Below are 24,267 nucleotides of genomic sequence, written 5' to 3'. Positions count from 1 at the left end.
GCCGAATGAAAGCGCTACTTACGCAGCGACACCAGGGTAACCAGGATCCCCAGCACGGCGCATATTGCCGCGGTCAGGAAGACCGAAGAGTAGCCCAACGAAGTCGCGAGCAGCCCGGTAAGCGGGCCGGTGACGCCGTAGGAGATATCCTGAAACGCGGCATAGCCGCCAAGCGCCGTTCCCCGTACCTGCGGCGGTACCCGCTTCACGACCTCGACGCCCAGCGCCGGGAAGATAAGCGAGCATCCGCAGCCGGTTAGCGCCGCGCCCGCCAGCGCGATCCAGGCATCGGGCGCCTGCCAAAGCAGCGCCAGGCCTATCGCTTCAATCAGCAGCGAAACGATGGCCACTTTTACCCCGCCGAAGCGATCCGGCATCCAGCCAAACAGCACGCGCATCAGCACGAATGCCCCGCCAAACGCGGTCAGCGTAAAGCCGGCCATCGCCCAGCCGTTGCTGGCGAAATACAAAGAGACAAAGGTGCCAATTACCGCGAAGCCAACGCCCTGAAGGCCAAGACCGATACCGGGCCGCCAGATCATCCCAACCACGCTCCACAGCGACGGGCGCTCGCCGCCGTGAGCAGGAATTTTACGCACCGTGCCGTTAATCGCCCAGGCCACTAACGGCAGTACCATGGTGACGCAGGCCAGCGCCGCGACGCCGTAATGGCTGTAGATTAGCAGCCCCAGCGGGGCCCCGGCCGCCAGCGAGCCGTAGATCGCCATGCCGTTCCATGACATGACTTTACCGGATCGCATGGGACCCACCAGCCCCATCCCCCAGCTTAAATTCCCGGTGAGCAGCTGGCTTTCCCCAAACCCCAGGATCAGGCGGCCAAGCACCAGCAGGCCAAACTTCGCTATCACCGGCACTGGCAGCAGCGCGGCGCACAGCCAGGCGCCCCCCGCCAGCGCGCAGGCCAGCATCCCCTGCAGGACAGAGCGTTTGGCGCCGTACTGGTCGGCAAGGCGGCCGGCATAGCCGCGGGTTAATACGGTCGCCAGAAACTGAATACCGACAGCGATGCCAACCATGGTGTTGCCGAATCCCAGCTCCTGATGGACAAACAAGGGGATAACCGGTAGCGGCAGGCCGACGGTCATATAGGTCAGAAAAACGGCGAAAGTGATGCGAAACAGCGAACCATTCGCTGAAGGGGTATGTTTTGTTTCAGTGACTGCGGACATGCTTTACTCCAGTTCGCAGAGTAAGGCGAGGTGATAGCCACGCCCCCTCCACCTGATTATCAGGGTTAAGGCGCGTTGGATGACGTTAAACGCTTACGCATTATCTGAGAGACTAATGTTGTGGCAGGAGTTTGCCTTTTCGCGCAGGGGTCTGTCAAGAATACAAAAAAGGGGAGCCAACGGGCTCCCCTGGTAAAGCGTGCTCGTTATGCGCTGTATTTGCGCATCACCAGCGTGGCGTTAGTCCCGCCAAAGCCGAAGCTGTTAGACATCACGGTCTTCAGCGCGCGTTCAGTCGGCTCGGTCACGATATTCAGGCCAGCCGCCTGCTCATCCATCTCTTCAATGTTGATGCTCGGGGCAATAAAGCCGTGTTCCAGCATCAGCAGGGAGTAGATAGCTTCCTGTACGCCAGCGGCGCCCAGGGAGTGGCCGGTCATCGCTTTGGTCGCGGAGATAGCCGGGCTGTTATCGCCAAAGACTTCACGAATCGCCCCCAGCTCCTTCACATCGCCTACCGGGGTAGAGGTGCCGTGGGAGTTCAGGTAGTCAATCGGCGTATCAACGCCGTCCATCGCCATCTTCATGCAGCGAACCGCGCCTTCACCGGACGGGGCAACCATGTCTGCGCCATCGGACGTTGCGCCGTAGCCAACGATTTCAGCATAGATGTGCGCGCCGCGCGCCAGGGCATGTTCCAGTTCTTCAACCACAACCATGCCGCCGCCGCCCGCGATAACGAAACCATCACGGTGGGTGTCATAGGTACGAGACGCTTTTTCCGGCGTTTCGTTGTATTTGGTGGACAGCGCGCCCATCGCGTCGAATTCACACGCCATTTCCCAGCACAGCTCTTCGCCGCCGCCGGCAAACACGATATCCTGTTTGCCCAGCTGGATTTGTTCAACGGCGTTACCGATGCAGTGGGCAGAAGTCGCGCAGGCGGAGCTGATGGAGTAGTTCACGCCGTAGATTTTGAACGGTGTTGCGAGGCAAGCGGATACCGCTGACGCCATCGCTTTGGTCACCACGTAAGGGCCAACCGCTTTCAGGCCGCGCGGGCTACGCATGGCGTCAGCGCCGAAAACCTGAGATTTAGAAGAACCGCCGGAACCGGCGATCAGACCCACGCGCGGGTTTTGCTGATAGACTTCATCTTTCAGGCCAGCATCTTCAATAGCCTGCTGCATAGAGAGATAGGAATAGATTGAGGCATCGTTCATGAAACGAACCACTTTACGGTCGATCAAGCCGGTGGTGTCCAGTTTGACGTTGCCCCATACGTGGCTGCGCATTCCCGAATCTTTAAACTCTTCAGAGAAAGTGATCCCGGAGCGTCCTTCACGCAGAGATGCCAGGACTTCCTGCTGGTTATTACCAATACTGGAAACGATGCCCAGGCCAGTAATCACTGCACGTTTCATTCAATACCTCTGTAAGTCGCACTATAGTAAGTTTCGAGTCGCACAATAGCGTACACTTGTACGCCGAACAAGTCCGATCAGCCAATTTGTGTATAAATTTGCGCCCTCAGGCACACATCGTTAAGATCGTTCTACGCCTTGTGATTCGAGTAACTTACGTGAAACAAAACGCCATACAACCTGCCAACCTGGAATTCAACGCTGAGGGTACACCTGTTTCCCGAGATTTTGATGATGTGTACTTTTCCAATGACAACGGTCTGGAAGAGACGCGCTACGTCTTCCTCGGCGGCAATCGGCTCAATGAACGCTTTCCAGGGCATCCCCGCCCGTTTTTTGTGGTTGCCGAAAGCGGGTTCGGTACCGGCCTCAATTTCCTCACGCTGTGGCAGGCGTTTGACGTTTTTCACCGCGAGAATCCACAAGCTACCCTGCAAAGATTACATTTCATCAGTTTCGAAAAATTTCCGCTGAAAGCGGACGACCTGCGCCTCGCTCACCAGCGCTGGCCGGAGCTTGCAAGCTGGGCCGAGCAGCTGCAGGCGCAGTGGCCTCTGCCCATCGCGGGCTGCCATCGTCTGCTGCTGGACGAGGGCCGGGTCACGCTGGACTTGTGGTTTGGCGATATTAATGAGCTGACCAACGAGCTCGATGATTCGCTTAATCGGCAGGTGGATGCCTGGTTTCTCGACGGCTTTGCCCCCGCAAAAAACCCGGACATGTGGACGGCGGAGCTGTTTGCGGCGATGGCCCGTCTGGCCAGACCCGGCGGCACCCTGGCGACCTTCACTTCCGCCGGTTTTGTGCGCCGCGGGCTGCAGGAAGCCGGCTTCAACATGCACAAGCGCAAGGGTTTTGGCCGCAAGCGCGAAATGCTCACCGGTGAAATGCTTCAGACGCTGGAGATCCCCGCACGCGCGCCGTGGTTTGCCCGCAGCGGTACGGAACAGCGCGATGCGGCAATCATCGGCGGGGGGATCGCCAGCGCCCTGCTCGCGCTGGCGCTGCTGCGCCGCGGATGGCAGGTGACGTTATACTGCGCCGACAGCGCGCCGGCCGAAGGCGCCTCCGGAAACCGCCAGGGCGCGCTCTATCCGCTGCTCAGCCAGCACGATCCCGCCCTGGCCCGCTTCTTCCCGGCGGCGTTTACTTTCGCCCGCCGTCTGTACGACACGCTGCCGGTGATGTTCGATCATGAATGGTGCGGCGTGACGCAGCTGGGCTGGGATGTCAAAAGCGCGCAGAAAATCGCTCAGATGATTGAGCTTAATCTGCCGCCGGAAATCGCCGTCGCCGTGGACGCCGAGGCCGCAGAGCAACAAACCGGTGTCGAAACCGGCTGCGGGGGCATCGCCTATCCGGCAGGCGGCTGGCTTTGTCCGCAGCAGTTAACCGCTGAGCTGCTGGCCCTCGCCGCGACTCGCGGACTCCGCGTTCACTACGATTACCCGGTAGAGGCTCTCAGCGCAGACAATAGCGGCTGGCAGTTAAACCAGCGCCAGTACCACGAGGTCGTGATACTGGCCAACGGCCATCGGTTGACCCGCTTCAGCCAGACGGAGCATCTTCCCATGTACCCGGTTGCCGGTCAGGTCAGCCATATTCCGACAACGCCAGGGCTATCGAAATTGCGCCAGGTCCTGTGCTACAACGGCTACCTGACGCCGCAAAACCCGCATAATCAGCAGCACTGCATTGGCGCAAGCTACCACCGAGGACAGGCAGATGCCGCGTTTAGCGCCGACGATCAGCAGCAGAATCGGCAGCGCCTGATTGACTGCTTCCCGCAGGCGGAATGGACGCGGGAAGTAGACGTGAGCGCGAATCAGTCACGCAGCGGCGTGCGCTGCGCAACCCGCGATCATTTGCCGATGGTCGGCAACGTGCCTGATTATGACGCTACCTTAAGCGCATATGCCTCGCTGGCTGAACGCCAGGAGCAGGCCGGAGAAGCGCCGGTTTACCGCAACCTGTATATGTTGGGCGCGCTGGGTTCACGCGGCCTGTGCTCCGCGCCGCTGGCGGCTGAAATTCTGGCGTCGCAAATGAGCAATGAGCCATTACCGATGGATAAAGAAACGCTGGCGGCGCTGAACCCTAACCGGCTATGGGTCAGAAAGCTGCTGAAAGGGAAAGCGGTGAAATAATCGAGGGAAAATCGGGCCCGGCGGAGCGATCGCCGGGCTTTGGCAGAAAGCAGAACTATTTCTGCATCGCCTTCTGATACAGACTGTTCCACATTTCCTGCACCAGAATCTGATCCGGCGGCGACAGTTCGCCCGCGCTGATGGCTTTTTCAAGGCTCTGGGCGACTTTGTCATGCACCGCTTGCGCAGTATGCTCGCCCTCTCCTTCCAGCTCGGCCACCGCCAGCGTCAGGTGGCCGCGCAGATAACCGCCGGCAAACAGTTCGTCATCACTGGCGTGGTCGACCATATTATCAATTAACGCCAGAATGCGTGATTCAAACTCCGCGATCATCTTCTTTCCTCATAGTATGTAAAGCGTGGCCTTAATGCAGGTCTTCCGGCCACGGGAACTGTTCTGCCGTCAAGGGCGGCGTTTGGTAATATTCTTGCAGCGCCTTAATGAAACGCGCGGGACGCTCGGGGATCCCCTGCTCCAGATAGGTCATCACCTGGGCATGCACACGCCGCTGAAAAGCGATGCGGTCGGGTTCAAAATCCCCCTCCAGGTTGTCGCAGCTGACGTTAAATGGATATCCCGCCGCCACGCAAAACAGCCAATCGAATGCCTGAGGCTTCACCTCGACGTCTTCAAATTTAGACTGAGTCATCGCGTCGCGACCGTCCGGGCAGTACCAGTAACCGAAATCAACCTGCTCGCGGCGCGCCTTTCCGGCAATGCACCAGTGCGATATCTCGTGCAGTCCGCTGGCATAAAAGCCGTGGGCAAAGACGATGCGGTTGTAAGGCACGTCATCATCTGCCGGAAGATAGATCGGTTCGTCATCGCCTTTAATCAGACGGGTATTAAAATCGTCAGCAAAACAGCCGTCGAAGATCGCGATCAGCTGTTCGTATTTATGCGTGCTGTTCATTAGTTCATCCCCAGCCAGTGGAGGATCTCCTGTCCATGGCTGTCATAAAGCAGTTTTGCACTCATCACCGCCGACACCACGACGATCATCGGTCGAATCAGTGACTGTCCTTTGCTCAGCACCAGCCGCGATCCCGCGCGAGCGCCGATAAATTGCCCGGCCATCATCACAAAGCCGGTAGCCCAAATGACCTTGCCGCCGATGATGAACAGCAGCAGGCCGCCAACGTTAGACGTCGCGTTCAGCAATTTCGCATGTGCGGTCGATTTCGCCAGGTTGAACCCGGCCAGCGTGACGAACGCCAGCGCGTAAAAAGATCCGGCGCCCGGGCCAAAGAAACCGTCGTAAAAGCCAACGCAGCCGCCGGCGATCAGGGCAAACGGCAGGCCATACAGACGGCGCTGCCGGTCCTCTTCGCCGAGCTTCGGCATCAACAGAAAATAGAGGCCGATACCGATAACCAGAATGGGCAGTATTTGCTTAAGAACGTCGGACTGAACGTGCTGAACCAGCAGCGCGCCGCCGGTCGAGCCGAGAAAGGTCATCAGAATATTCAGCTTCTGATCGGCCAGATTCACCACCTTGCGGCGAATGAAATACAGCGAAGCGGACAGCGACCCGCCGCAGGCCTGCAGCTTGTTGGTGGCCAGCGCCTGCGCAGGGGGAAGACCCGCCGCCATCAGGGCCGGAACGGTCAATAACCCGCCGCCGCCCGCCAGAGAATCGATGAAACCCGCCAGAATGGCCACGAAGAACAGTACGACCAGTACCGTCGGTGACACCATAAAAACGTCGATAAAACTATCCATTAAAGAATATGCTCATCCAGTAGCGCCTGGCAGGAAGGCGGCAGCGGAGGCGGCGTCTTCTTCACAGGAGGGGTTGATCCGGGTTTAGGGGGTTCAAACCAGCTTTGCAATTCCGCGCCGCAGCCATCGCCAGCCGGAGGCGGGGCCTGATCTTCACACTCGAGGCTGCCGGCCGGGCAGCGCAAGCGTACGTGCATATGCGCGCGGTGCTGGAACCACGGGCGGACCTTGCGTAGCCAGTCGCGATCGTTACCGGCATCCAGGCACAGTTGCTGCTTAATCGCCGGGTTGACGAAAATACGCGTGACTTCGCTATCTTCCGCCGCCATCTTAATCAGCTGGCTGATTTGCGGGCTCCATAGCGACGGTACCACGCGCTTGCCGTCGCGGGCCACCAGATCCAGAGCCTGTGGTTTCAGCAGCTGAGCTGAACTCCAGCGCGCCTGCGGCAACTGAAGAAAAATATCGACGTCCAGCCCGGACTGATGGCTGGCGTGGCCGCCGTTAAAGCGTCCCCCGGCCGGCATACCCATGTCGCCAATCAGCACCGTCCCCATGCCTTTATTGTGCGCCTGATTGCTCAGACGTTGAATAAACTGCACGAGGTCCGGATGGCCGAAGTAGCGGTTCTGATCGGTACGCATCACCTGATAGCCGGTGGCGTTTAACGGCAGCGCCTGGGCGCCAACGATACAGCCATTGGCAAAGGCGCCAATGGACTGCGGGCTGCCGCTAACGGGCTGCGTGATTTTCTGCCACGGCGTTGCCGCCAGGCTGGTAGCGCTGGCGAGGAGCGCCAGCAGTGCGATAACGGTTTTTTTCATCTATTACCAGCGTGGAATTGATGTCGTCACGTCGCCGTTTTGCGCGCGCTGACGCATAAAGTGATCCATTAACACGATCGCCAGCATCGCTTCGGCAATAGGTACCGCACGAATACCGACGCATGGATCGTGACGCCCTTTGGTGATCATCTCGACTTCTTCGCCAAAGCGATTGATCGTGTGTCCAGGTACGGTGATGCTTGAGGTCGGCTTCAGCGCGATATTCGCCACGATCTGCTGACCGCTGCTGATGCCGCCGAGAATGCCGCCCGCGTGGTTGCTCTGGAAGCCCGCTTTGGTAATTTCATCGCGGTTTTCGCTGCCGCGCAGTTTCACCACCTCAAAACCATCGCCAATTTCCACGCCCTTCACCGCATTGATGCTCATCAGCGCGTGCGCGATATCGGCATCCAGGCGGTCGAATACCGGCTCGCCCAGCCCCGGCGGTACGCCATCGGCCACCACGGTAACCTTCGCCCCGATGGAGTCGCCCTCTTTTTTCAGGCCGCGCATCAGTTCATCAAGCGCTTCGATTTTGTCCGGATCCGGGCAGAAGAACGGGTTCTGCTCTACCTGATCCCACGCTTTTATCGCCAGCGGGATATCGCCCATCTGGGTCAGGCAACCGCGAATCACAATACCGAATTTCGCGGCGAGGAATTTCTTGGCAATCGCCCCGGCGGCCACGCGCATGGCGGTTTCACGTGCAGAGGAACGACCGCCGCCGCGATAGTCACGCAGACCATATTTCTGCTCGTAGGTGTAGTCAGCGTGGCCCGGGCGGAAAACGTCCTTAATGGCGCCGTAGTCCTGAGAACGCTGGTCGGTATTCTCAATCAGCAGGCCAATGCTGGTCCCGGTGGTTACGCCCTCGAATACGCCGGAGAGGATCTTCACCTGGTCCGGCTCGCGGCGCTGGGTGGTATAGCGCGAGGTTCCCGGACGACGGCGATCGAGATCGTGCTGGAGATCGGCTTCGGTTAGCGGAATGCCTGGCGGCACGCCGTCAACGATGCAGCCCAGCGCCAGGCCATGCGATTCGCCGAACGTCGTGACGCGAAAGAGTTGTCCAATTGTGTTTCCTGCCATCACGGCTCCGTTTTTGTCGTTATGTTTGCGTGTTGTTTTAGTCTTTATAGATGCCGAAATGCGCGCGGGCGGCAATCAGCTGCGGTTTGGTCAGCATAAAGACGCCATCGCCGCCGTTTTCAAACTCCAGCCAGGTAAACGGCACGTCAGGATATTGCTCCATCAGATGTACCATGCTGTTACCGACTTCACAAATCAGGATACCGTCATCGCTGAGATAATCCGGCGCGCAGGCCAGGATCCGGCGGGTCAACTTCAGGCCATCGCTGCCGGAAGCCAATCCCAGAACCGGTTCATGGCGATATTCGCCCGGCAGGTCGGACATATCTTCTTCATCAACGTACGGTGGATTGGTCACGATCAGATCGTATTGCACCTTCGGCAGATCGCGGAATAGATCGGAGCGAATCGGCGTCACGTTATGAATTAAGCCGTGATCTTCCACGTTCTGCTCGGTCACGGCCAGCGCGTCAAGAGAAATATCCACCGCATCGACTTCCGCTTCCGGGAAAGCGTATGCGCAGGCGATGGCGATACAGCCGCTGCCGGTGCACATATCGAGGATGTGCTGCGGATAGTGGTCAATCAGGCCGGAAAAATGGTTATTAATGAGTTCGCCAATCGGCGAGCGCGGCACCAGCACGCGCTCATCAACGTAAAACTCATGGCCGCAGAACCAGGCTTTGTTGGTCAGATAAGCGACCGGAATGCGCTCGTTAATACGGCGAATGACGCGCTCAACGATGCGATGTTTTTCGCTGGAAGTCAGACGCGCGGTACGCATATCTTCCGGAATATCAAGCGGCAGATACAGCGACGGCATCACCAGCTGTACGGCTTCATCCCACGGGTTATCAGTGCCGTGTCCGTACCAGATATTTGCAGCGCTGAAGCGGCTTACCGCCCAACGCAGCATGTCCTGAATGGTATGAAGCTCATTAACGGCTTCATCAACAAAAATTTTATCCACGCTATCCCCCAGGGCACGCTCTGCTATAAATTCGGCGGCTAGTTTGCCACGAAGACGGGGATAAATCAGCATTCTTACGTCAGGCTGAAGGGGAAAAATAGGTTTTCCTTGCCTGGATGCGTGGCGAGTCGGGTAAACTACCGACAAAGAAAAAATGAGATCAGGTAATGAAAAAGAAAACATCGCTAAGCGAGGAGGATCAGGCATTGTTCCGGCAGCTGATGACCGGCACGCGTCAGATTAAGCAGGACACTATCGTTCATCGCCCGCTACGCAAAAAAATCGCTGAGGTCCCACCCAAGCGGCTGCTTCAGGAACAGGCTGACAATAGCCACTACTTTTCCGATGAGTTTCAGCCGCTGCTGAATACTGAAGGCTCGGTGAAGTACGTGCGCTCGGACGTCAGCCACTTTGAGCTGAAGAAGCTGCGTCGGGGTGATTATTCGCCGGAGCTGTTTCTCGACCTGCACGGGTTAACCCAGCAGCAGGCCAAGCAGGAGCTGGGAGCCTTGATTGCCGCCTGTCGTCGCGAGCATGTATTCTGCGCTTGCGTGATGCACGGGCACGGGAAGCATATTCTCAAACAGCAGACGCCGCTGTGGCTGGCTCAGCACCCGCATATTATGGCGTTTCATCAGGCACCAAAAGAGTACGGCGGCGACGCCGCACTGCTGGTACTGATTGAAGTTGAAGAGTGGCAACCGCCGGAGCTTCCGTAAAACGTCAGCCCCGGAGGGGATCAGATAGCTTTCGCCATCTTCAAATTGCAGGGGCTCATTTGCCAGTTGAATTCGCCTTTGCCGCTGGCATCAAGCGTAACGCAGGCAATCGCCGAAGTGGTGAACATCGGGGGCGTTTCCCCCGGGCACAGCTCTGAGACGAGGTACCCCACCAGAGGGAGGTGGGACACGACCAGCGCCGTCGCCACACCTTCATTCGCCAGCGCCTGCAGATAAGCGCTAACCATGCCAACATCGCCGCACGGCGTGAGTTCCGGCATCACGTCGACATCTTTTGGCAGATTCATGCACTCCCCAACAATTTCCAGCGTCTGTTCTGCACGCAGGAAGGGACTCACAAGAACCCGCTCAATATCCACTTTTTGACCTTTCAGCCAGGTTGCCATCTGACGAGACTCATCGCAACCGCAGACGGTTAATGGACGAACCGAGTCACTGGCTGCATCGAGGGCAGCGTCGCCGTGACGCATGATAAAAACTTGCATATTGCACCGCTTTTGTTAACCAGAAGCACCGCGGTCTTACCGACGTAGATGATACGCAGGTGACCCGGTGGCCGGGCATTGTGCCTGATCCATTCAACGAATGAAACGCTGTTTTTTACCTCAATGGCGTAAGTATAGTCAACTATTGCTTACAAAATCGCCAAAGCGCAGCGCCGTACGTTGCCGGATTTACCTTCTTTGACCATAACTTAGGTCCTACGTTCCTCAGCGGGCCAAAAGGTCGCCCCCTGCTCGGCCATGTGTAACAAAGTGTCACATGGTGTAAAACGCGGGCCGTACTGAGCGGCCAGGCGCTGCAGTATCGCCGCGACCTCCCCCGCTCCCAGGGTATCCATATAGCGGAACGGGCCGCCAAGAAACGGCGGAAAACCAATGCCAAACACGGCGCCGATGTCGCCATCGCGGGCGCTGCGAACCACTCGCTCATCGAAGCAGCGCGCCGCTTCGTTAAGCATCATCATCACGCAACGTTCCGCCACCTGCTGTTCTGACAAGCGCGCCTGCGGAGAGGAAATACCCAGTAAAGAGTAGATCGCCGGGTCGGGCCGTTTTTTGCTTTTACGCCCTTTTGCCGCATAAAGATAGAAACCCCGGTTATTTTTTCTCCCTTTGCGATCGTCATTCAGAATCGAGCTAATGATGTTTGCAGGCGGGCTGAAACGTTCTCCCCATGCGGCTTCCAGCACCGGGATAATTTTGGTACCGGTATCGATCCCCACTTCATCAAGGAGCTGAATCGGGCCAACCGGAAAACCGAATTTAACCAAAGCGTTATCAATATGCTCTACCGGCTCGCCTTCCATCAACAGGCGCATGGCTTCATTTATGTAGGGGGCCAGAATGCGGTTAACATAAAAGCCCGCTTTATCGGCGACGACAATCGGCGTTTTCCCCTGCAGTTTCGCCAGCTTAACCGCTGTCGCAATTGTCTGCCGATCCGTACCGATATGGGGAATCACCTCCACCAGCGGCATTTTGTCTACCGGACTAAAGAAGTGAAGCCCGATGACCCGCTGCGGCCTGCTTGCCTGCGCCGCGATCTCGCCGATCGGTAAAGACGATGTATTAGAAGCAAAGATCGTCTCCGGACGACAGTGCTGTTCAACTTCGCTGACCATTTTTTGCTTGAGCGCAAGATCTTCAAATACCGCCTCGATCACCACATCGCGATGTGCGAATCCCTGGTAATCTAACGAGCCGGAAATTAATCCTATCTGGCGATCGCGCTCACTGGCGCGCAGATAGCGGCGACGCACCTGTTTGTCGAGCAGATCCCAGCTGTACTTCAGCGCGTGATTTATCCCGCGCGGCTGAATGTCCTTAATGCGTACCGGTAATCCGCCTTTGCATGCGGTGACGTAAGCGATACCGCCCCCCATCAGTCCTCCGCCAAGGATGCCCACGCTGCGCAGCGCGACGGGCTCAGCATCCGCGCCGCGATCTTTTTTCAGATCGGTGCTGGCGAAAAAAATCGACCGTAGCGCCTGCGATTGCGGCGTCATCGCCAGTTCGCCAAAAGCGCGAGCCTCCTCTGTATAGCCGCTGCTGCAGCCCTGCGCCAGCCCGGTTTCCATCACCTGCAGAATGCGCTCAGTTGCCGGGTAGTTTCCCTGGGTTTTGTGATGCGTCTTTTTCGCTACCAGACGAAACAGCAGGCTGCGGCCAAGCGGGCCTGCGAGAATACGTTCGCGCGCCGGAACAGCGCGGCTTGCCGGGCGACCTTTGAGCGCCAGTTCAACCGCGGTTTGCAGAAGGATAGTCTGCGCCACCACCTCATCGACCAGCCCCGCCTTCAGGGCCTGACGCGGGCGAAGCTGCTTACCGGTGAGGATCATCTCCAGCGCGCCGCTGACGCCAATTAATCGCGGTAGGCGCTGAGTTCCTCCGGAGCCGGGCAGCAGCCCTAGCTGAACCTCCGGCAGACCAAGCCGGGTTTTATCGTCATCGCTACATACCCGCCCGTGGCAGGCCAGCGCCAGCTCAAGCCCGCCGCCCAGACATGCGCCGTGGATAGCGGCAATCACCGGAATCGACAGCCCGTGGATCTCGGCCATGATTTGCTGACCCTGGCGGGCCAGCGCTTCGGCTTCCTGAGCGGAATGGCAGCGGGCAATCATATTGATATCCGCCCCGGCGATAAAATTATCCGGTTTTGCCGAGATAAACACCGCGCCGCGCAGTTCTTTATTGTCACGGATCTGACGGATGATCCCCCGAACCTCGCTGGCGAACTCAGCTTTCAGGGTATTCATTTTTTCGCCGGGCGCGTCAATGGTGATGACGGCGATATTGTCCGGGCGAACCTCAAGCGTAAATGCCGATACGGTTTCCATTATTCGGCCTCCAGAACCATCGCTGAACCCAATCCACCCGCCGCACAGGCGGTGACCAGCCCAAATCCTCCGCCGCGACGGCGCAGCTCATGCAGCGTTTGGGTAATCATCCGCGCGCCGGTGGCGGCAAACGGATGACCGTAGGCAATCGAGCCGCCTAGCACGTTAAATTTACTCTCGTCCACTTCCCCGATCGCCTGAGAGCGGCCAAGCACTTCGCGGGCAAAGCGATCGCTGGCCATACAGTGCAGGTTAGCCAGCGTTTGCGCGGCAAAAGCTTCGTGCATATCAATCAGGGTCAAATCAGCCAGCGTCAGCCCCGCTCTTTCCAGCGCCAGCGGCGTCGACCAGGCCGGGCCCAGCAGCATATCCTGGCGAACATCAATCGCGGTAAAAGCGTAGCTTCGCAGATAGCCCAACGGGACAAGACCCAGCTCTTTCGCCCGGGACTCGGTCATCAGAATCACCGCCGCTGCCCCATCGGTCAACGGCGTACTGTTAGCGGCGGTCACGCTCCCGTGTTGGCGATCGAAGGCCGGGCGTAACTTTTGGTAATCCGCCAGGGTTGAATTTTTACGAATATTATTGTCCTGTTCCAGCGGCTCACGGAACGGCGGCGTATACGCCGTCATCACTTCTGCCGATAGCTTCCCTTCCTCCCAGGCTTTGGCGGCAAGCTGGTGCGAACGAAGCGCCAGCGCATCCTGCCGTTCGCGGGTGATACCCCAGGTTTTCGCCATTTGTTCGGCGGTATCCCCCATTCGCAGGCCGGTTGAGTATTCGGCAACGGCTGGCGGTACGGGCAAAAGGTCGCGAAAACGCAGACGGGAAAATAGCTTAAGGCGCTGCCCCAGCGTACGGGCTTTATTGGCATCCACCAGCGTTCGGGCAAGTTTTTTGCTGACACCAATGGGTAATACGGAAGAGGAGTCGGCCCCGCCGGCGATACCCGCGCGAATAGTGCCTGCTATCAGGCTTTCCGCGACGTTGGCCACAGCCTGAAAGCTGGTCGCGCAGGCGCGGCTGACGCTGTAGGCATCAGTATGCACGCTCATACCGGTCCCCAGTACAATTTCCCGGGCAATATTCGGCGCTTCCGGCATCTGCACCACCTGACCAAATACCAGCTGTTCTATTATGTCCGCGGGGATAGTACTGCGAGCCAGCATTTCGCCGACCACCAGTTTACCTAAATCAACGGCCGGCACGCCGTGGAAAGCCGTCGCCTGTCGGGCAAACGGAGTACGTAAACCGCTGACTATCGCGATACGATCGCCCTGGCGGGTGACTAGCGGTAATGCCTGACTCATAACGCTCCCCTGTTAACCGATAAAACAAAGTGGTCTGACCTGATAACAGTTTTAACTAATATTTTACATTAAGCCAATCGGGGAAGCGAAAAAGTGGGAGCCAAAACACATTGATTAGAAAAGGTAACGCCCCTGCCATGAGGGGCGTCCGGGGGAAGGATTAACGCAGGCCGAGCTGGAAAATCAGGGTTTCAGCTTCACAGCTGAACACGAAATCGATATCCAGCTTCACGCCACCCTCTACGTCTGTAAAGGTCGGGGTGATTTTGCACGGCTCAGATTCAACGTTACGCGCTCTTTCGCTTAATGCGGCGAGCGTTTCTTCTGCCTCGGCACGGTTCGCAAACACGCGGCTATAGGATGCGGTGCAATCGGTGTTGTCCATAATGGTGCCAACATCCATACAGCAGCAAACCGGGGTTTCATCAGCACTGCATTTACTCATCGTAGATTTCCTCTGTATATGCACTCAAAGTGCCAGACAAACAATGTGCTTATTTTACGCCCAGGGCATGCCAGCCTCCAGTCGTTAATGGCGACAAACGGGATAAGTGACCGAAATCACACTTAAAAATGATCCAAAACAAAAACCGCCCACTTTGGGTATCAGCTGCCCCAGCAAAATTGCCAACTGGATCGCGTTTCTTAGATCACAATTGAAAAAACTTCTAAACAAACTTGCAACATATCATCTGGTCAGACCTATACTCAGCGCACTGGTCTGATTTCTCTGTTGTAAAGCAGACCCTACACTTCGCGCTCCTGTTACAGCATGTAACATTGTTTAAATAAAAAATAACTCTATGAGGTTATGGGCATGAGCCAGAAAACCCGCCTTACCCAATCTGCCCTTGCAGTGGCTGTAGCAATGGTTTCAACCCACGCCTGGTCAGCAGGCTTTCAGCTTAATGAATTCTCTTCATCGGGCCTTGGTCGCGCCTATTCAGGTGAAGGCGCTATTGCTGATGATGCGGGCAACGCCAGCCGTAACCCGGCGTTAATCATGATGTTCGATCGCCCAACCTTCTCGGGCGGCGCCATTTTCGTCGATCCTGATGTCAACGTCACCGGCAGTTCAGTTATCGGTAACGACGCCAGCCAGGACAATATCGCGCCAACAGCATGGGTGCCGAATCTGCACTTCGTGGCGCCGATTAACGACCAGTTCGGTTGGGGGGCCTCCCTCACGTCGAACTATGGTTTAGCCACCGAGTTCAACAACGATTTTGCCGCAGGCTCGATGGGCGGTACGACCGATCTCGAAACGCTCAACCTGAATTTGAGCGGCGCATATCGCCTCAGTGATCACTGGAGTTTTGGTTTGGGCTTTGACGCCGTTTACGCGCGGGCGAAATTAGAGCGCTATGCGGGCGATTTACCGGATATCATCGGCGCTCAGCTACCGGGAATGGTGAAAGCAGGCAAACTCTCCCCGGCTCAGGCGGCGGCAATTGGTCAACAGGCCGGCGGTATCAGCCGCGACACCCAAATTGCTCGTCTGAAGGGTGATGAATGGGGCTTCGGCTGGAATGCCGGTATTTTATATGAAGTCGATAAAAACAACCGCTACGGTTTGACCTATCGCTCTGAAATTAAAGTTGATTTTGATGGGGATTATAAGAGCAGCCTGCCGTCTTCCCTCAACCCCATCAACTCTGCTCTGGGCCTGGGCCTGCCGTACGGCACCGGCGGCTCCACGATTGGCGGTTCTCTGACGTTGAATCTGCCAGAAATGTGGGAAATTTCAGGGTATAACCGCGTGGCGCCAAAATGGGCCGTTCACTACAGTCTGGCTTACACCAGTTGGAGCCAGTTCCAGGAGCTGAAAGCAACCAAAACCAGCGGTGGCGAAACACTGTTCTATAAAGACGAAGGTTTTAAAGATTCCTACCGTATCGCGCTGGGTACCACTTATTATCATGACGATAACTGGACCTTCCGTACCGGTATCGCCTTTGATGATAGCCCGGTACCGGCTTCCAATCGCTCTATCTCTATTCCGGACCAGGATCGCCTGTGGCTCAGCGCCGGTACGACTTACGCCTTTAATAAAGATGCCTCAGTCGATGTCGGTGTGTCCTATATGCACGGTCAGCACGTTGAATTTACAGAAGGGCCATATACCTTTAAATCAGAAGGTAAAGCCTGGCTCTACGGTGCGAACTTCAACTACCGTTTCTGATCCTCAGCAGCAACAAAAAAGGGTGAACATCATGTTCACCCTTTTTACTTTCAACCCGTCGGTTACTGTGAATCGATATCTTTAAGATCGCCCTCAATCGCCTGGGCGTTGGGGTTCTCATTCGGAGAAAGTTTACCGCCGTTGGCGATAAAGTCGTGACGCTGGAAGTAGGCTTCACGCATTAAGATATACGGATCGGAGGACTGACGAAGCAAGCCGTCTGAATCCAGCAGCTGCGCGCGCGTTTCAACGCCCTCAACCATCCATTTACCGATAGACATCGGCCATGTCAGCCAGGAAAGAACCGGATACAAGTCATCCGCCATATCCCCCCCCTCATCACGCAGGGTGAAGCTGCCGTAGAAAGGCAGTTGCACATATGGACCATAACCGACGCCATAGTGACCCAGCGTGCTACCGAAGCGCGCAGGCTCAACGCGCTGCAGTTTCGGATTCGCCATCCCGGCCACATCAACCAGGCCCCCCATCCCAAGGATGGTGTTCAGGAAGAAACGCGTAAAGTGCACCATTCCTTTATAGGGATCGCCTTTCAGGAAGGAGTTCACCATTACCGCCGGCTCTTCAAGGTTGCTGGTAAAATTACTCAGACCATTACGCGCAGGCTGCGGAACATAATCACGCCACGCCACCGCGACCGGGCGAAGGACATAGGGATCGACAACATTAAAGTTGAAGTTGAACATGGTACGGTTAAAGCCTTCAAGCGGATCTGAACGCCCCTGCGGTTGATCGCCAGAACTAGAACTGGCGCATCCCACCAGCAATGTGGCGCCAAGCGCAAGCGCCGACAGGCGAAAATTCATAGGTGTCTCCCTGTTAATTTTAGCTATCGCTGGGGGTTATCGGGGGACAGCTGCCTCCATTAAGATATCGCCCGTAAGCATGTGCCTGCTTTCAGCATAGCCTTTTTTAGCATCATTGTTGATGTCCCGATTCTATACACATTTTGCAATTTCCGTATTGCTAATCTTGTCATTGTGAAGAATTTAGGAGCTTATCCGACCCGAACAGCCGAAACCGCTCTACGATTATAATAAAGACCCATCGTTGAGGAAAAGTGATGAAACCGCAAACTCACCATGATAGTGAAGATGTTGAGGTAGAAAGTGATGAAAAACAGAATGGTGAAGAAATTGAGGTTAATGAAGAACGGCTGCCTTCACAGGCAATGGCTACCCATGAAGTGATTCGCCAGGAAGGTGAGAAAGAGCTTGAGCGCGATGCTATGGCGCTACTATGGTCAGCGATTGCCGCCGGACTTTCAATGGGGGCTTCGCTGGTCGCCAAAGGTATCTTCCATGTTCATCTTAGCGAACTTCCCGGCGGTTTTTTGCTGGAAAATCTCGGCTACACCTTTGGTTTTGTAATCGTCATACTCGCTCGCCAACAGCTGTTTACCGAGAACACCGTGACCGCCGTCCTGCCGATTATGCATAAGCCCACGCTCGGCAATATCGGCCTGCTGTTGCGTCTATGGGGAGTCGTACTGGCGGGTAACTTAATCGGAACCGCTATCGCCGCATGGGCGTTCGATGTCATGCCCGTGTTTGATGACCCCACTCGCGAGGCTTTTCTCAAAATTAGCCTGAAGGTGATGCAAAATCCGCCGCTGGAGATGTTTGCCAATGCGATTATCTCCGGATGGCTGGTCGCGACCATGGTATGGATGTTTCCTGCCGCGGGTTCCGCAAAGATTATCGTCATCATCCTGATGACGTGGCTTATCGCCCTGGCAGACACCACTCATATCGTGGTTGGCAGCGTCGAAATTTTCTATCTGGTGTTCAACGGAGCGCTACCGTGGCAGGAATTTATCTGGCCTTTCGCTCTGCCAACGCTTGCCGGCAACATATGCGGCGGGACCTTTATTTTCGCTTTATTAAGCCATGCGCAGATCCGCAATGACATGAGCCATGAGAAGAAAGCCCGTGCCGCTGAAGAGAGAAATAAACGCTAAGTGGCTATAGATTAAGCAGTTGGCCCGCACAAGCTTAACGCGCGCCGAAAATAACGCTATAATGCGGCGCGTCGTCCCCTTAGTTAAATGGATATAACGAGCCCCTCCTAAGGGCTAGTTGCAGGTTCGATTCCTGCAGGGGACATTCTCATCAGTTTTCCAGACCAACAGTTACGCCCTTCAGGTAACGCCCTTCATTTTTCGCTTTCAGCGCACCAGCAAAGCCTGGCCGGTGGTGATTTAAGAAACCGATCTACAAATTCTTGCAGACCTGATGCTTCAGGGCAGATGAATATTATCATGCCACAGGCCGTAAGAGCGGTTAGTGGAAATAAACATCTAATATTGAGTTGTTCCAGCAAGGAACGCGCTATTGATGAGATTTAAATGCCCTCAACAAATAAATAACAAACAAATCATTCATAATAAAAATATATAATATGAATTATAATAAGCATATAGCTCATATCAAATTATAGGACTTCGAATTAATGTGAATTCAAGCTAAAAATCATATGAATCGTGCTAATTCATCAAAGCATTACTAACAAATACCGTATAAGATATTTTCACTGCCAAATTAACATCAACAACACAAAAGTAACCATCTCGTAAGAAGAAAGTAATTATGATTAGTAAAACCGAAAGAAATATATGGAAACAAAACAATATCCCGCCGTTAGAATATTGTTCCATTTCCCGCGCGCAAAAGCTGCTAGATTGTGAGATTGAAGATTTACTCCACTGGCATGATATCGGTGCAATAAACCTGTGCGTAAAATTAACTAGCATCACAGGAACGTTAAATATTGCTCTGACTCAGAATAAAGAAAGCATAAACAAACGCTCTCTTTATAGTGTGAATCAAAGCGATACTTTAAAAAAAAACGAAGCGACATGGTCGTATTATTCCAGGGTAGATCGAGTTTTAGAGCTGAAAGATAGCGTTTCGGCTATAGAGACGCAGCAAGGTAACCATGCAATACAAATCCAGCTTAAAGCGATTGTTTCTGGGCTTTGGTATGTTACCTCAAAAAATCTTGGAGAACTGCTAGAATGCCCCGAACACAACCATTTAGCAAAAGAGGTTAGTGCAATAAATCCTGCTAACAACACTCTTTTTTGCCATTTTTCTCCAGATAATAGTAGTAATCTGCCAATATCGATCAATAAAATTTACATTATCAGCAAGGATGTAGAGAAGATTTATGAGCATACCATAAGCAGTCGCCCCCTTGAGCTCGCCAGGGAGCCCACGATTATTTTAAATAAAAAGATCATTAATGAACCTCAATTCACTTTACAAAATAAAACCCTTACTGACTTCATTGATGAATTCATGAAATTAAACCCTGAGCTCGATAAGAAATCCCTCTACGTTAATGAGAATCTTGATGTGTAATATGAGGTTTGCGAAAAGAGTAAAAATGAGATAGATAGTGTTAACGCGGCGCTGAAAAATACAATAAATGATCCATAGCCGCCCTCTGATATTACAAAAATGTCAATTAGAATAGTCCGTACTCTGCTGCCGAAGAGAAGGTAATTTATAGCTGAAAATGCGGACAGGAGTATCTTTTCATCTGCTAGCTGGCTTTATACTTCACTCCCCTGTTTTTATGATCTTTAACTACTTCAGTTAAATTATCTCGTATCAACTAGCATAGCGCTTTGCCTGGCGATAGCGGCAAATTCGTGCATACCAGCATGGCCTCCGACTCCCTGAACGTTGTATCAACCAGACGGATCTTTCCAGTCGCTCAGAAGCCGTCAAATCTTCAGTTGGCGTACGCTTATTGCGGGAAGAAGCAAGCATTGCCTGTTTCATCGTCATACTCCGCAGACGAAGCGAAGGGGTATTGGTCAGCGGCATCCTGCTGGTACAGAGGGCAGCGGCCAAACTAACGGAGCGCTTCAGTTACCTATCCTGGTCAGGCTTAAAGGCACTGGCCTAATCGCTTATCGGCTCTACGGTTTTATTTCGCGCTTGTGTCTTAGCATTACTTTTCACCCTCGCACGCTCTTCGTACGAATAGCGCCTTTCGAAATGATTAACTTCCTGAATCCGCCCGCTATCCCTCCCCCGCTTTCAGGCAGAAAAAAACCCAAAATCAAACAACTATATCAATACGAAAATCATCGTTGATGGCCGTCGCCAGAATAAAATTTAATACCGAATGAAATTAATGTGTCGTCGAATCACGACACTCGTAAGTAACTAAAAATTAATAAAAAAATGGCTCTTGTTTCCCTCATTTTTTAGGCGTACATTAGCGCCATCTGGAGCAGTTTGAGCTCAGAATTTACAGCTATCGCCATCGGAAAAAGTGAATTTTTTGTGAGCGATAGTTGAACAAACAACGAAGGTCAAATTCATTTAAGGCGTCTCGCCGAGATCGCGGAGTGATGAGTCGTGAAATATTTTTTAATGGGCATTTCTTTTATGGTCATCGTTTGGGCCGGGACTTTCGCCCTGATGATCTAGCTGTAACGGTGTTAAAAAAAGGAGCCTCTCGGCTCCTTTTTTTATTCGTTGCTTTCGCTGGTTAGCTTCGTCGATGCGGGCAGCAGTCCGTCTGCACGGAACATGGATTTAATACCGCGCACCGCCTGGCGGATACGATCGCGATTCTCAATTAAAGCGAAGCGTACGTGGGTATCGCCATAATCCCCGAAGCCGATACCCGGCGAAACGCAGACTTTAGCATCCTGCAGCAGCTTTTTAGCGAACTCCAGCGAGCCCATCGCCGCATACTGTTCAGGGATCTTCGCCCATACATACATTGACGCCTTCGGACATTCCACCATCCATCCGGCCTCATGCAGCCCTTTCACCAGCACATCGCGACGGCGCTTATACTGCTCGGCAATGTCGCGAACGCACTGCTGATCGCCTTCAAGCGCCGCAATGGCTGCAACCTGTAGAGGGGTGAAGGTGCCGTAGTCGTGGTAGCTTTTAATACGCGCCAGCGCATTAACCAACGTTTTGTTGCCAACCATAAAGCCGATACGCCAGCCCGCCATATTGTAGCTTTTCGATAGCGTAAAGAATTCGACGGCGACATCTCGCGCACCGGGAACCTGCATAATAGAGGGCGCTTTCCAGCCATCATAAACAATATCGGCGTAGGCCAGATCGTGCACAACCAGTACGTCATAACGCTTCGCCAGCGCCACGACTTTCTCAAAGAACTCCAGTTCGACGCACTGCGCGGTCGGGTTGGAAGGGAAACCGAGGATCATCATTTTCGGCTTCGGGTAACTCTCACGAATGGCGCGCTCAAGCTCGTTAAAGAAATCTACGCCTTCAACCAGAGGTACCGAGCGCACCTGGGCTCCGGCGATCACCGCACCGTAAATGTGAATAGGATAGCTGGGATTGGGCACCAGTACGGTGTCGCCATGGTCAAGCGTCGCCAGCATCAGATGCGCCAGGCCCTCTTTTGAACCAATGGTCACTATCGCTTCTGATTCCGGATCGATCTCAACGTTATAACGCTCTTGATACCAACGTGAAATCGCCCGGCGCAGGCGCGGAATTCCGCGAGAGGTGGAATAGCCGTGCGTATCGGGACGCTGGGCAACGGTGCATAGCTTCTCGACGATATGCGGCGGGGTCGCGCCATCGGGGTTACCCATGCTGAAATCAATAATATCTTCGCCGCGGCGTCGCGCAGCCATTTTCAGTTCAGCGGTGATATTAAAAACGTACGGGGGGAGACGATCGATACGCGTAAAACGGCGTTCAGGACTGAATTCAGCCATAGATTCCTCGGATTAACGTTAGCGCCCGGACCGTCCGAGCGACGCTGCTGCATGTGCAGCACGTTTAGAAAATAACCCGAAAAAATTCCCGCTGTCGAGGGGAAAGGCAAAAAAAAATTCTGGCGTTAAAAACGGGCATCAGTTCAGCAAAATAGGGCAGCAATGTTCTTTACCCACCTCGCTTAACTCATTAAAATTAACATATTGATATCTATAATTTTACTTGAATCATTTCTCATCGGTAGACGCTGTTGAATCTCAGGCCTTTATCATTAATCCCCTTTTATTTGTAATACTTTTCCCTATTCATCCCTTCAGCTGGCCTTCTGCCGCGAGGTTTTCTATCATATTGCTTTCTCGCGATTAACACGGCGCACACATGCACGAAATATTTACTATGCTGCTGGCGGTTTTTGACCGTGCGGCATTAATGCTGATTTGTCTCTTTTTCCTCATTCGCCTGCGCCTGTTTCGTGAACTTCTGCATAAATCCGCGCATACGCCAAAAGAGCTGCTGGCCGTTACCGCGATCTTCTCTCTCTTTGCCCTGTTCAGTACCTGGTCAGGCGTACCGGTCGAAGGATCGCTGGTCAACGTGCGTATTATCGCAGTCATGTCCGGCGGGATCCTATTCGGTCCCTGGGTTGGGGCGATTGTCGGCGCGATCGCCGGGATACATCGCTACCTGATCGATATCGATGGCGTCACCGCCGTCCCCTGTTTTATTACCAGCATCGTCGCCGGTCTGCTCTCCGGTTTTATCAGTCGTAAAGTGCCGAAAGCGCAGCGCTGGAAAGCGGGGATCCTCGCCGGGATGCTATGTGAGACGTTAACCATGATCCTCGTGGTCGTATGGGCGCCTTCGTTGGCGTTGGGGATCGATATCGTGTCAAAAATCGGTATTCCGATGATCCTCGGCAGCGTATGTATCGGCTTTATCGTTTTGCTGGTGCAGAGCGTTGAGGGAGAAAAGGAAGCCAGCGCCGCCCGCCAGGCAAAACTGGCGCTCGACATCGCCAACAAAACGCTACCGCTGTTTCGCCACGTCAATAGCGAGTCCCTGCGTCAGGTATGCGATATTATCCGCCGCGATATCAATGCCGATGCTGTCGCCATTACCAATACCCAGCAGGTGATGGCCTACGTCGGTGTCGGGGAAATCAACTACCGCGATAACGACGACGTTATCAGCCCGACGACGCAGCAGGCGATCCGCTATGGAAAAATCATTATCAAAAACAATGATGAAGCTCATCGGACGCCGGAAATACACTCCATGCTGGTCATTCCGCTGTGGGAAAAAGGCGTCGTCACCGGTACGCTAAAAATCTATTACTGCCACGCGCACCGCATCACCTCTTCATTGCAGGAAATGGCGATTGGCCTGTCGCAAATCATCTCCACGCAGCTGGAGGTCTCCCGCGCTGAACAGCTCCGAGAAATGGCCAATAAAGCCGAACTGCGCGCGCTGCAGAGTAAAATTAATCCCCATTTCTTATTTAATGCCCTGAACGCCATTTCGTCGTCGATTCGCATGAATCCAGACACCGCGCGTCAGCTAATTTTTAATTTGTCGCGCTATTTACGCTACAACATTGAATTAAAAGATGATGAACAAATAGATATCAAAAGGGAGTTGTATCAAATCAAGGATTATATCGCGATTGAACAGGCTCGCTTCGGCGATAAGCTGACGGTGATTTATGATATTGATGATGAAGTCAGTTTTATGATCCCCAGCCTGCTTATTCAGCCGCTGGTGGAGAATGCTATCGTCCACGGAATTCAGCCCTGCAAAGGAAAAGGCGTGGTGACCATCGGCATTAATGAGTGCGGGAATCGAGTACGGATTAGCGTTCGCGATACGGGGAACGGTATCGACCCCGCGGTGGTAGCAAGGGTAGAAGCTGACGAAATGCCGGGAAATAAAATCGGTTTACTCAACGTTCATCACCGGGTCAAGCTACTGTACGGAGAAGGCCTGCATATCCGACGCCTGACGCCGGGGACCGAAATCGCTTTCTATGTGCCAACCCAATACGCGCCTCAGGTGGCTACGGAGTCGCTGCTGTCATGAGCGGAGATA

General features: G+C 54.3%; 21 protein-coding genes and 1 tRNA gene. 8 read left to right on the top strand and 14 right to left on the bottom strand.

The window, feature by feature from the left end; translation table 11 throughout:
• Nucleotides 1-14 precede the first annotated feature (14 nt).
• Nucleotides 15-1,190: an MFS transporter gene (locus ACE3MN_RS07455; RefSeq protein WP_064343076.1), complete on the bottom strand. Its 1,176-nt coding sequence runs from the start codon at nt 1,188-1,190 to the stop codon at nt 15-17.
• 206 nt (nt 1,191-1,396) lie between these two features.
• On the bottom strand, nt 1,397-2,614 hold the full coding sequence (fabB, locus tag ACE3MN_RS07450; RefSeq protein ID WP_004123236.1) for a beta-ketoacyl-ACP synthase I: 1,218 nt from the start codon (nt 2,612-2,614) through the stop codon (nt 1,397-1,399).
• A gap of 158 nt (nt 2,615-2,772) precedes the next feature.
• Here fabB and mnmC point away from each other — a divergent pair, with 158 nt between their 5' ends.
• Complete coding sequence (gene mnmC / locus ACE3MN_RS07445) at nt 2,773-4,761, top strand: bifunctional tRNA (5-methylaminomethyl-2-thiouridine)(34)-methyltransferase MnmD/FAD-dependent 5-carboxymethylaminomethyl-2-thiouridine(34) oxidoreductase MnmC (protein WP_064343416.1); 1,989 nt, start codon at nt 2,773-2,775, stop codon at nt 4,759-4,761.
• 55 nt (nt 4,762-4,816) lie between these two features.
• Here mnmC and ACE3MN_RS07440 read toward each other — a convergent pair whose 3' ends face one another.
• Genes ACE3MN_RS07440 through prmB form a run of 6 tightly spaced genes read right to left on the bottom strand, consistent with a single transcriptional unit; the run spans nt 4,817 to nt 9,367 of the window.
• Nucleotides 4,817-5,095, bottom strand: coding sequence for a YfcL family protein (locus tag ACE3MN_RS07440; protein WP_004870865.1), 279 nt, complete (start codon nt 5,093-5,095; stop codon nt 4,817-4,819).
• A 31-nt stretch (nt 5,096-5,126) separates the two neighbouring features.
• On the bottom strand, nt 5,127-5,675 hold the full coding sequence (locus ACE3MN_RS07435; RefSeq protein WP_004870863.1) for an elongation factor P hydroxylase: 549 nt from the start codon (nt 5,673-5,675) through the stop codon (nt 5,127-5,129).
• On the bottom strand, nt 5,675-6,484 hold the full coding sequence (locus ACE3MN_RS07430) for a sulfite exporter TauE/SafE family protein (protein WP_024359293.1): 810 nt from the start codon (nt 6,482-6,484) through the stop codon (nt 5,675-5,677). Before ACE3MN_RS07430 ends, ACE3MN_RS07435 begins: the two co-directional genes overlap by 1 nt.
• Nucleotides 6,484-7,308 carry a penicillin-insensitive murein endopeptidase gene (gene mepA, locus ACE3MN_RS07425; RefSeq protein WP_004870856.1) on the bottom strand — a complete coding sequence of 275 codons (825 nt, stop codon included), beginning with the start codon at nt 7,306-7,308 and terminating at the stop codon, nt 6,484-6,486. The genes ACE3MN_RS07430 and mepA overlap by 1 nt, the downstream gene beginning before the upstream one ends.
• A 3-nt stretch (nt 7,309-7,311) precedes the next feature.
• Nucleotides 7,312-8,397 (bottom strand): chorismate synthase, encoded by a 1,086-nt coding sequence (gene aroC / locus ACE3MN_RS07420; protein WP_004852905.1) that lies wholly within the window; start codon nt 8,395-8,397, stop codon nt 7,312-7,314.
• A gap of 37 nt (nt 8,398-8,434) precedes the next feature.
• Entirely contained in the window at nt 8,435-9,367 is a 933-nt protein-coding gene (prmB, locus tag ACE3MN_RS07415) for a 50S ribosomal protein L3 N(5)-glutamine methyltransferase (RefSeq protein ID WP_024359294.1), read from the bottom strand.
• 167 nt (nt 9,368-9,534) lie between these two features.
• On the opposite strand from prmB, the gene smrB reads away from it, so the two are divergent.
• Nucleotides 9,535-10,086, top strand: a complete 552-nt coding sequence (gene smrB / locus ACE3MN_RS07410) for an endonuclease SmrB (protein ID WP_004870851.1) — start codon at nt 9,535-9,537, stop codon at nt 10,084-10,086.
• 20 nt (nt 10,087-10,106) lie between these two features.
• Here the strand turns inward: smrB and sixA are convergent, their stop codons facing one another.
• The 4 genes from sixA to ACE3MN_RS07390 form a co-directional block, all read right to left on the bottom strand.
• On the bottom strand, nt 10,107-10,592 hold the full coding sequence (gene sixA / locus ACE3MN_RS07405; RefSeq protein WP_004870849.1) for a phosphohistidine phosphatase SixA: 486 nt from the start codon (nt 10,590-10,592) through the stop codon (nt 10,107-10,109).
• A gap of 209 nt (nt 10,593-10,801) precedes the next feature.
• On the bottom strand, nt 10,802-12,946 hold the full coding sequence (gene fadJ / locus ACE3MN_RS07400; RefSeq protein ID WP_375364325.1) for a fatty acid oxidation complex subunit alpha FadJ: 2,145 nt from the start codon (nt 12,944-12,946) through the stop codon (nt 10,802-10,804).
• Nucleotides 12,946-14,256: an acetyl-CoA C-acyltransferase FadI gene (fadI, locus tag ACE3MN_RS07395; RefSeq protein ID WP_375364324.1), complete on the bottom strand. Its 1,311-nt coding sequence runs from the start codon at nt 14,254-14,256 to the stop codon at nt 12,946-12,948. Before fadI ends, fadJ begins: the two co-directional genes overlap by 1 nt.
• 160 nt (nt 14,257-14,416) lie before the next feature.
• Nucleotides 14,417-14,701, bottom strand: coding sequence for a YfcZ/YiiS family protein (locus tag ACE3MN_RS07390; protein WP_004870845.1), 285 nt, complete (start codon nt 14,699-14,701; stop codon nt 14,417-14,419).
• Between the two features lie 372 nt (nt 14,702-15,073).
• Here ACE3MN_RS07390 and fadL point away from each other — a divergent pair, with 372 nt between their 5' ends.
• The gene (fadL, locus tag ACE3MN_RS07385) at nt 15,074-16,438 is read left to right on the top strand and encodes a long-chain fatty acid transporter FadL (RefSeq protein ID WP_375364323.1); all 1,365 of its coding nucleotides are present in this window, start codon (nt 15,074-15,076) and stop codon (nt 16,436-16,438) included.
• A gap of 62 nt (nt 16,439-16,500) precedes the next feature.
• Here fadL and mlaA read toward each other — a convergent pair whose 3' ends face one another.
• Nucleotides 16,501-17,262 carry a phospholipid-binding lipoprotein MlaA gene (gene mlaA / locus ACE3MN_RS07380; protein ID WP_004870841.1) on the bottom strand — a complete coding sequence of 254 codons (762 nt, stop codon included), beginning with the start codon at nt 17,260-17,262 and terminating at the stop codon, nt 16,501-16,503.
• A gap of 257 nt (nt 17,263-17,519) precedes the next feature.
• On the opposite strand from mlaA, the gene ACE3MN_RS07375 reads away from it, so the two are divergent.
• The 4 genes from ACE3MN_RS07375 (at nt 17,520) to ypdK (ending at nt 20,901) form a co-directional block, all read left to right on the top strand.
• Nucleotides 17,520-18,416 (top strand): formate/nitrite transporter family protein, encoded by an 897-nt coding sequence (locus ACE3MN_RS07375; RefSeq protein WP_098362887.1) that lies wholly within the window; start codon nt 17,520-17,522, stop codon nt 18,414-18,416.
• 73 nt (nt 18,417-18,489) lie between these two features.
• Nucleotides 18,490-18,561 (top strand) — tRNA-Arg (locus ACE3MN_RS07370).
• Nucleotides 18,562-19,044: 483 nt separating this feature from the next.
• Nucleotides 19,045-19,818: a hypothetical protein gene (locus ACE3MN_RS07365; RefSeq protein ID WP_004870838.1), complete on the top strand. Its 774-nt coding sequence runs from the start codon at nt 19,045-19,047 to the stop codon at nt 19,816-19,818.
• Nucleotides 19,819-20,829: 1,011 nt separating this feature from the next.
• Entirely contained in the window at nt 20,830-20,901 is a 72-nt protein-coding gene (gene ypdK / locus ACE3MN_RS07360; RefSeq protein ID WP_077777854.1) for a membrane protein YpdK, read from the top strand.
• Nucleotides 20,902-20,942: 41 nt separating this feature from the next.
• On the opposite strand, the gene alaC is transcribed toward ypdK, so the two are convergent.
• Complete coding sequence (gene alaC, locus ACE3MN_RS07355; RefSeq protein WP_004123291.1) at nt 20,943-22,181, bottom strand: alanine transaminase; 1,239 nt, start codon at nt 22,179-22,181, stop codon at nt 20,943-20,945.
• A gap of 397 nt (nt 22,182-22,578) precedes the next feature.
• Between alaC and ACE3MN_RS07350 the strand changes: the two genes are divergently transcribed.
• The gene (locus ACE3MN_RS07350) at nt 22,579-24,258 is read left to right on the top strand and encodes a sensor histidine kinase (RefSeq protein ID WP_162685387.1); all 1,680 of its coding nucleotides are present in this window, start codon (nt 22,579-22,581) and stop codon (nt 24,256-24,258) included.
• Nucleotides 24,259-24,267: the final 9 nt, after the last annotated feature.

Origin of the sequence: Klebsiella grimontii, from assembly GCF_042137965.1 — a bacterium.
GTDB lineage: Bacteria > Pseudomonadota > Gammaproteobacteria > Enterobacterales > Enterobacteriaceae > Klebsiella > Klebsiella grimontii.
Note: the sequence above shows the minus strand (reverse complement) of the source record. Positions and strands in the feature narration are given on the sequence as shown.

Bases quoted from the DNA above. Each gene is read 5' to 3' on its own strand.
- ACE3MN_RS07455 (WP_064343076.1), bottom strand. From the start codon at position 1,190: ATGTCCGCAGTCACTGAAACAAAACATACCCCTTCAGCGAATGGTTCG.
- ACE3MN_RS07440 (WP_004870865.1), bottom strand. From the start codon at position 5,095: ATGATCGCGGAGTTTGAATCACGCATTCTGGCGTTAATTGATAATATG.
- ACE3MN_RS07430 (WP_024359293.1), bottom strand. From the start codon at position 6,484: ATGGATAGTTTTATCGACGTTTTTATGGTGTCACCGACGGTACTGGTC.
- mlaA (WP_004870841.1), bottom strand. From the start codon at position 17,262: ATGAATTTTCGCCTGTCGGCGCTTGCGCTTGGCGCCACATTGCTGGTG.
- ACE3MN_RS07375 (WP_098362887.1), top strand. From the start codon at position 17,520: ATGAAACCGCAAACTCACCATGATAGTGAAGATGTTGAGGTAGAAAGT.
- smrB (WP_004870851.1), top strand. From the start codon at position 9,535: ATGAAAAAGAAAACATCGCTAAGCGAGGAGGATCAGGCATTGTTCCGG.
- sixA (WP_004870849.1), bottom strand. From the start codon at position 10,592: ATGCAAGTTTTTATCATGCGTCACGGCGACGCTGCCCTCGATGCAGCC.
- fadJ (WP_375364325.1), bottom strand. From the start codon at position 12,946: ATGGAAACCGTATCGGCATTTACGCTTGAGGTTCGCCCGGACAATATC.
- ACE3MN_RS07365 (WP_004870838.1), top strand. From the start codon at position 19,045: ATGATTAGTAAAACCGAAAGAAATATATGGAAACAAAACAATATCCCG.
- ACE3MN_RS07435 (WP_004870863.1), bottom strand. From the start codon at position 5,675: ATGAACAGCACGCATAAATACGAACAGCTGATCGCGATCTTCGACGGC.
- ACE3MN_RS07350 (WP_162685387.1), top strand. From the start codon at position 22,579: ATGCTGCTGGCGGTTTTTGACCGTGCGGCATTAATGCTGATTTGTCTC.
- aroC (WP_004852905.1), bottom strand. From the start codon at position 8,397: ATGGCAGGAAACACAATTGGACAACTCTTTCGCGTCACGACGTTCGGC.
- mepA (WP_004870856.1), bottom strand. From the start codon at position 7,308: ATGAAAAAAACCGTTATCGCACTGCTGGCGCTCCTCGCCAGCGCTACC.
- fadL (WP_375364323.1), top strand. From the start codon at position 15,074: ATGAGCCAGAAAACCCGCCTTACCCAATCTGCCCTTGCAGTGGCTGTA.
- ACE3MN_RS07390 (WP_004870845.1), bottom strand. From the start codon at position 14,701: ATGAGTAAATGCAGTGCTGATGAAACCCCGGTTTGCTGCTGTATGGAT.
- fabB (WP_004123236.1), bottom strand. From the start codon at position 2,614: ATGAAACGTGCAGTGATTACTGGCCTGGGCATCGTTTCCAGTATTGGT.
- fadI (WP_375364324.1), bottom strand. From the start codon at position 14,256: ATGAGTCAGGCATTACCGCTAGTCACCCGCCAGGGCGATCGTATCGCG.
- alaC (WP_004123291.1), bottom strand. From the start codon at position 22,181: ATGGCTGAATTCAGTCCTGAACGCCGTTTTACGCGTATCGATCGTCTC.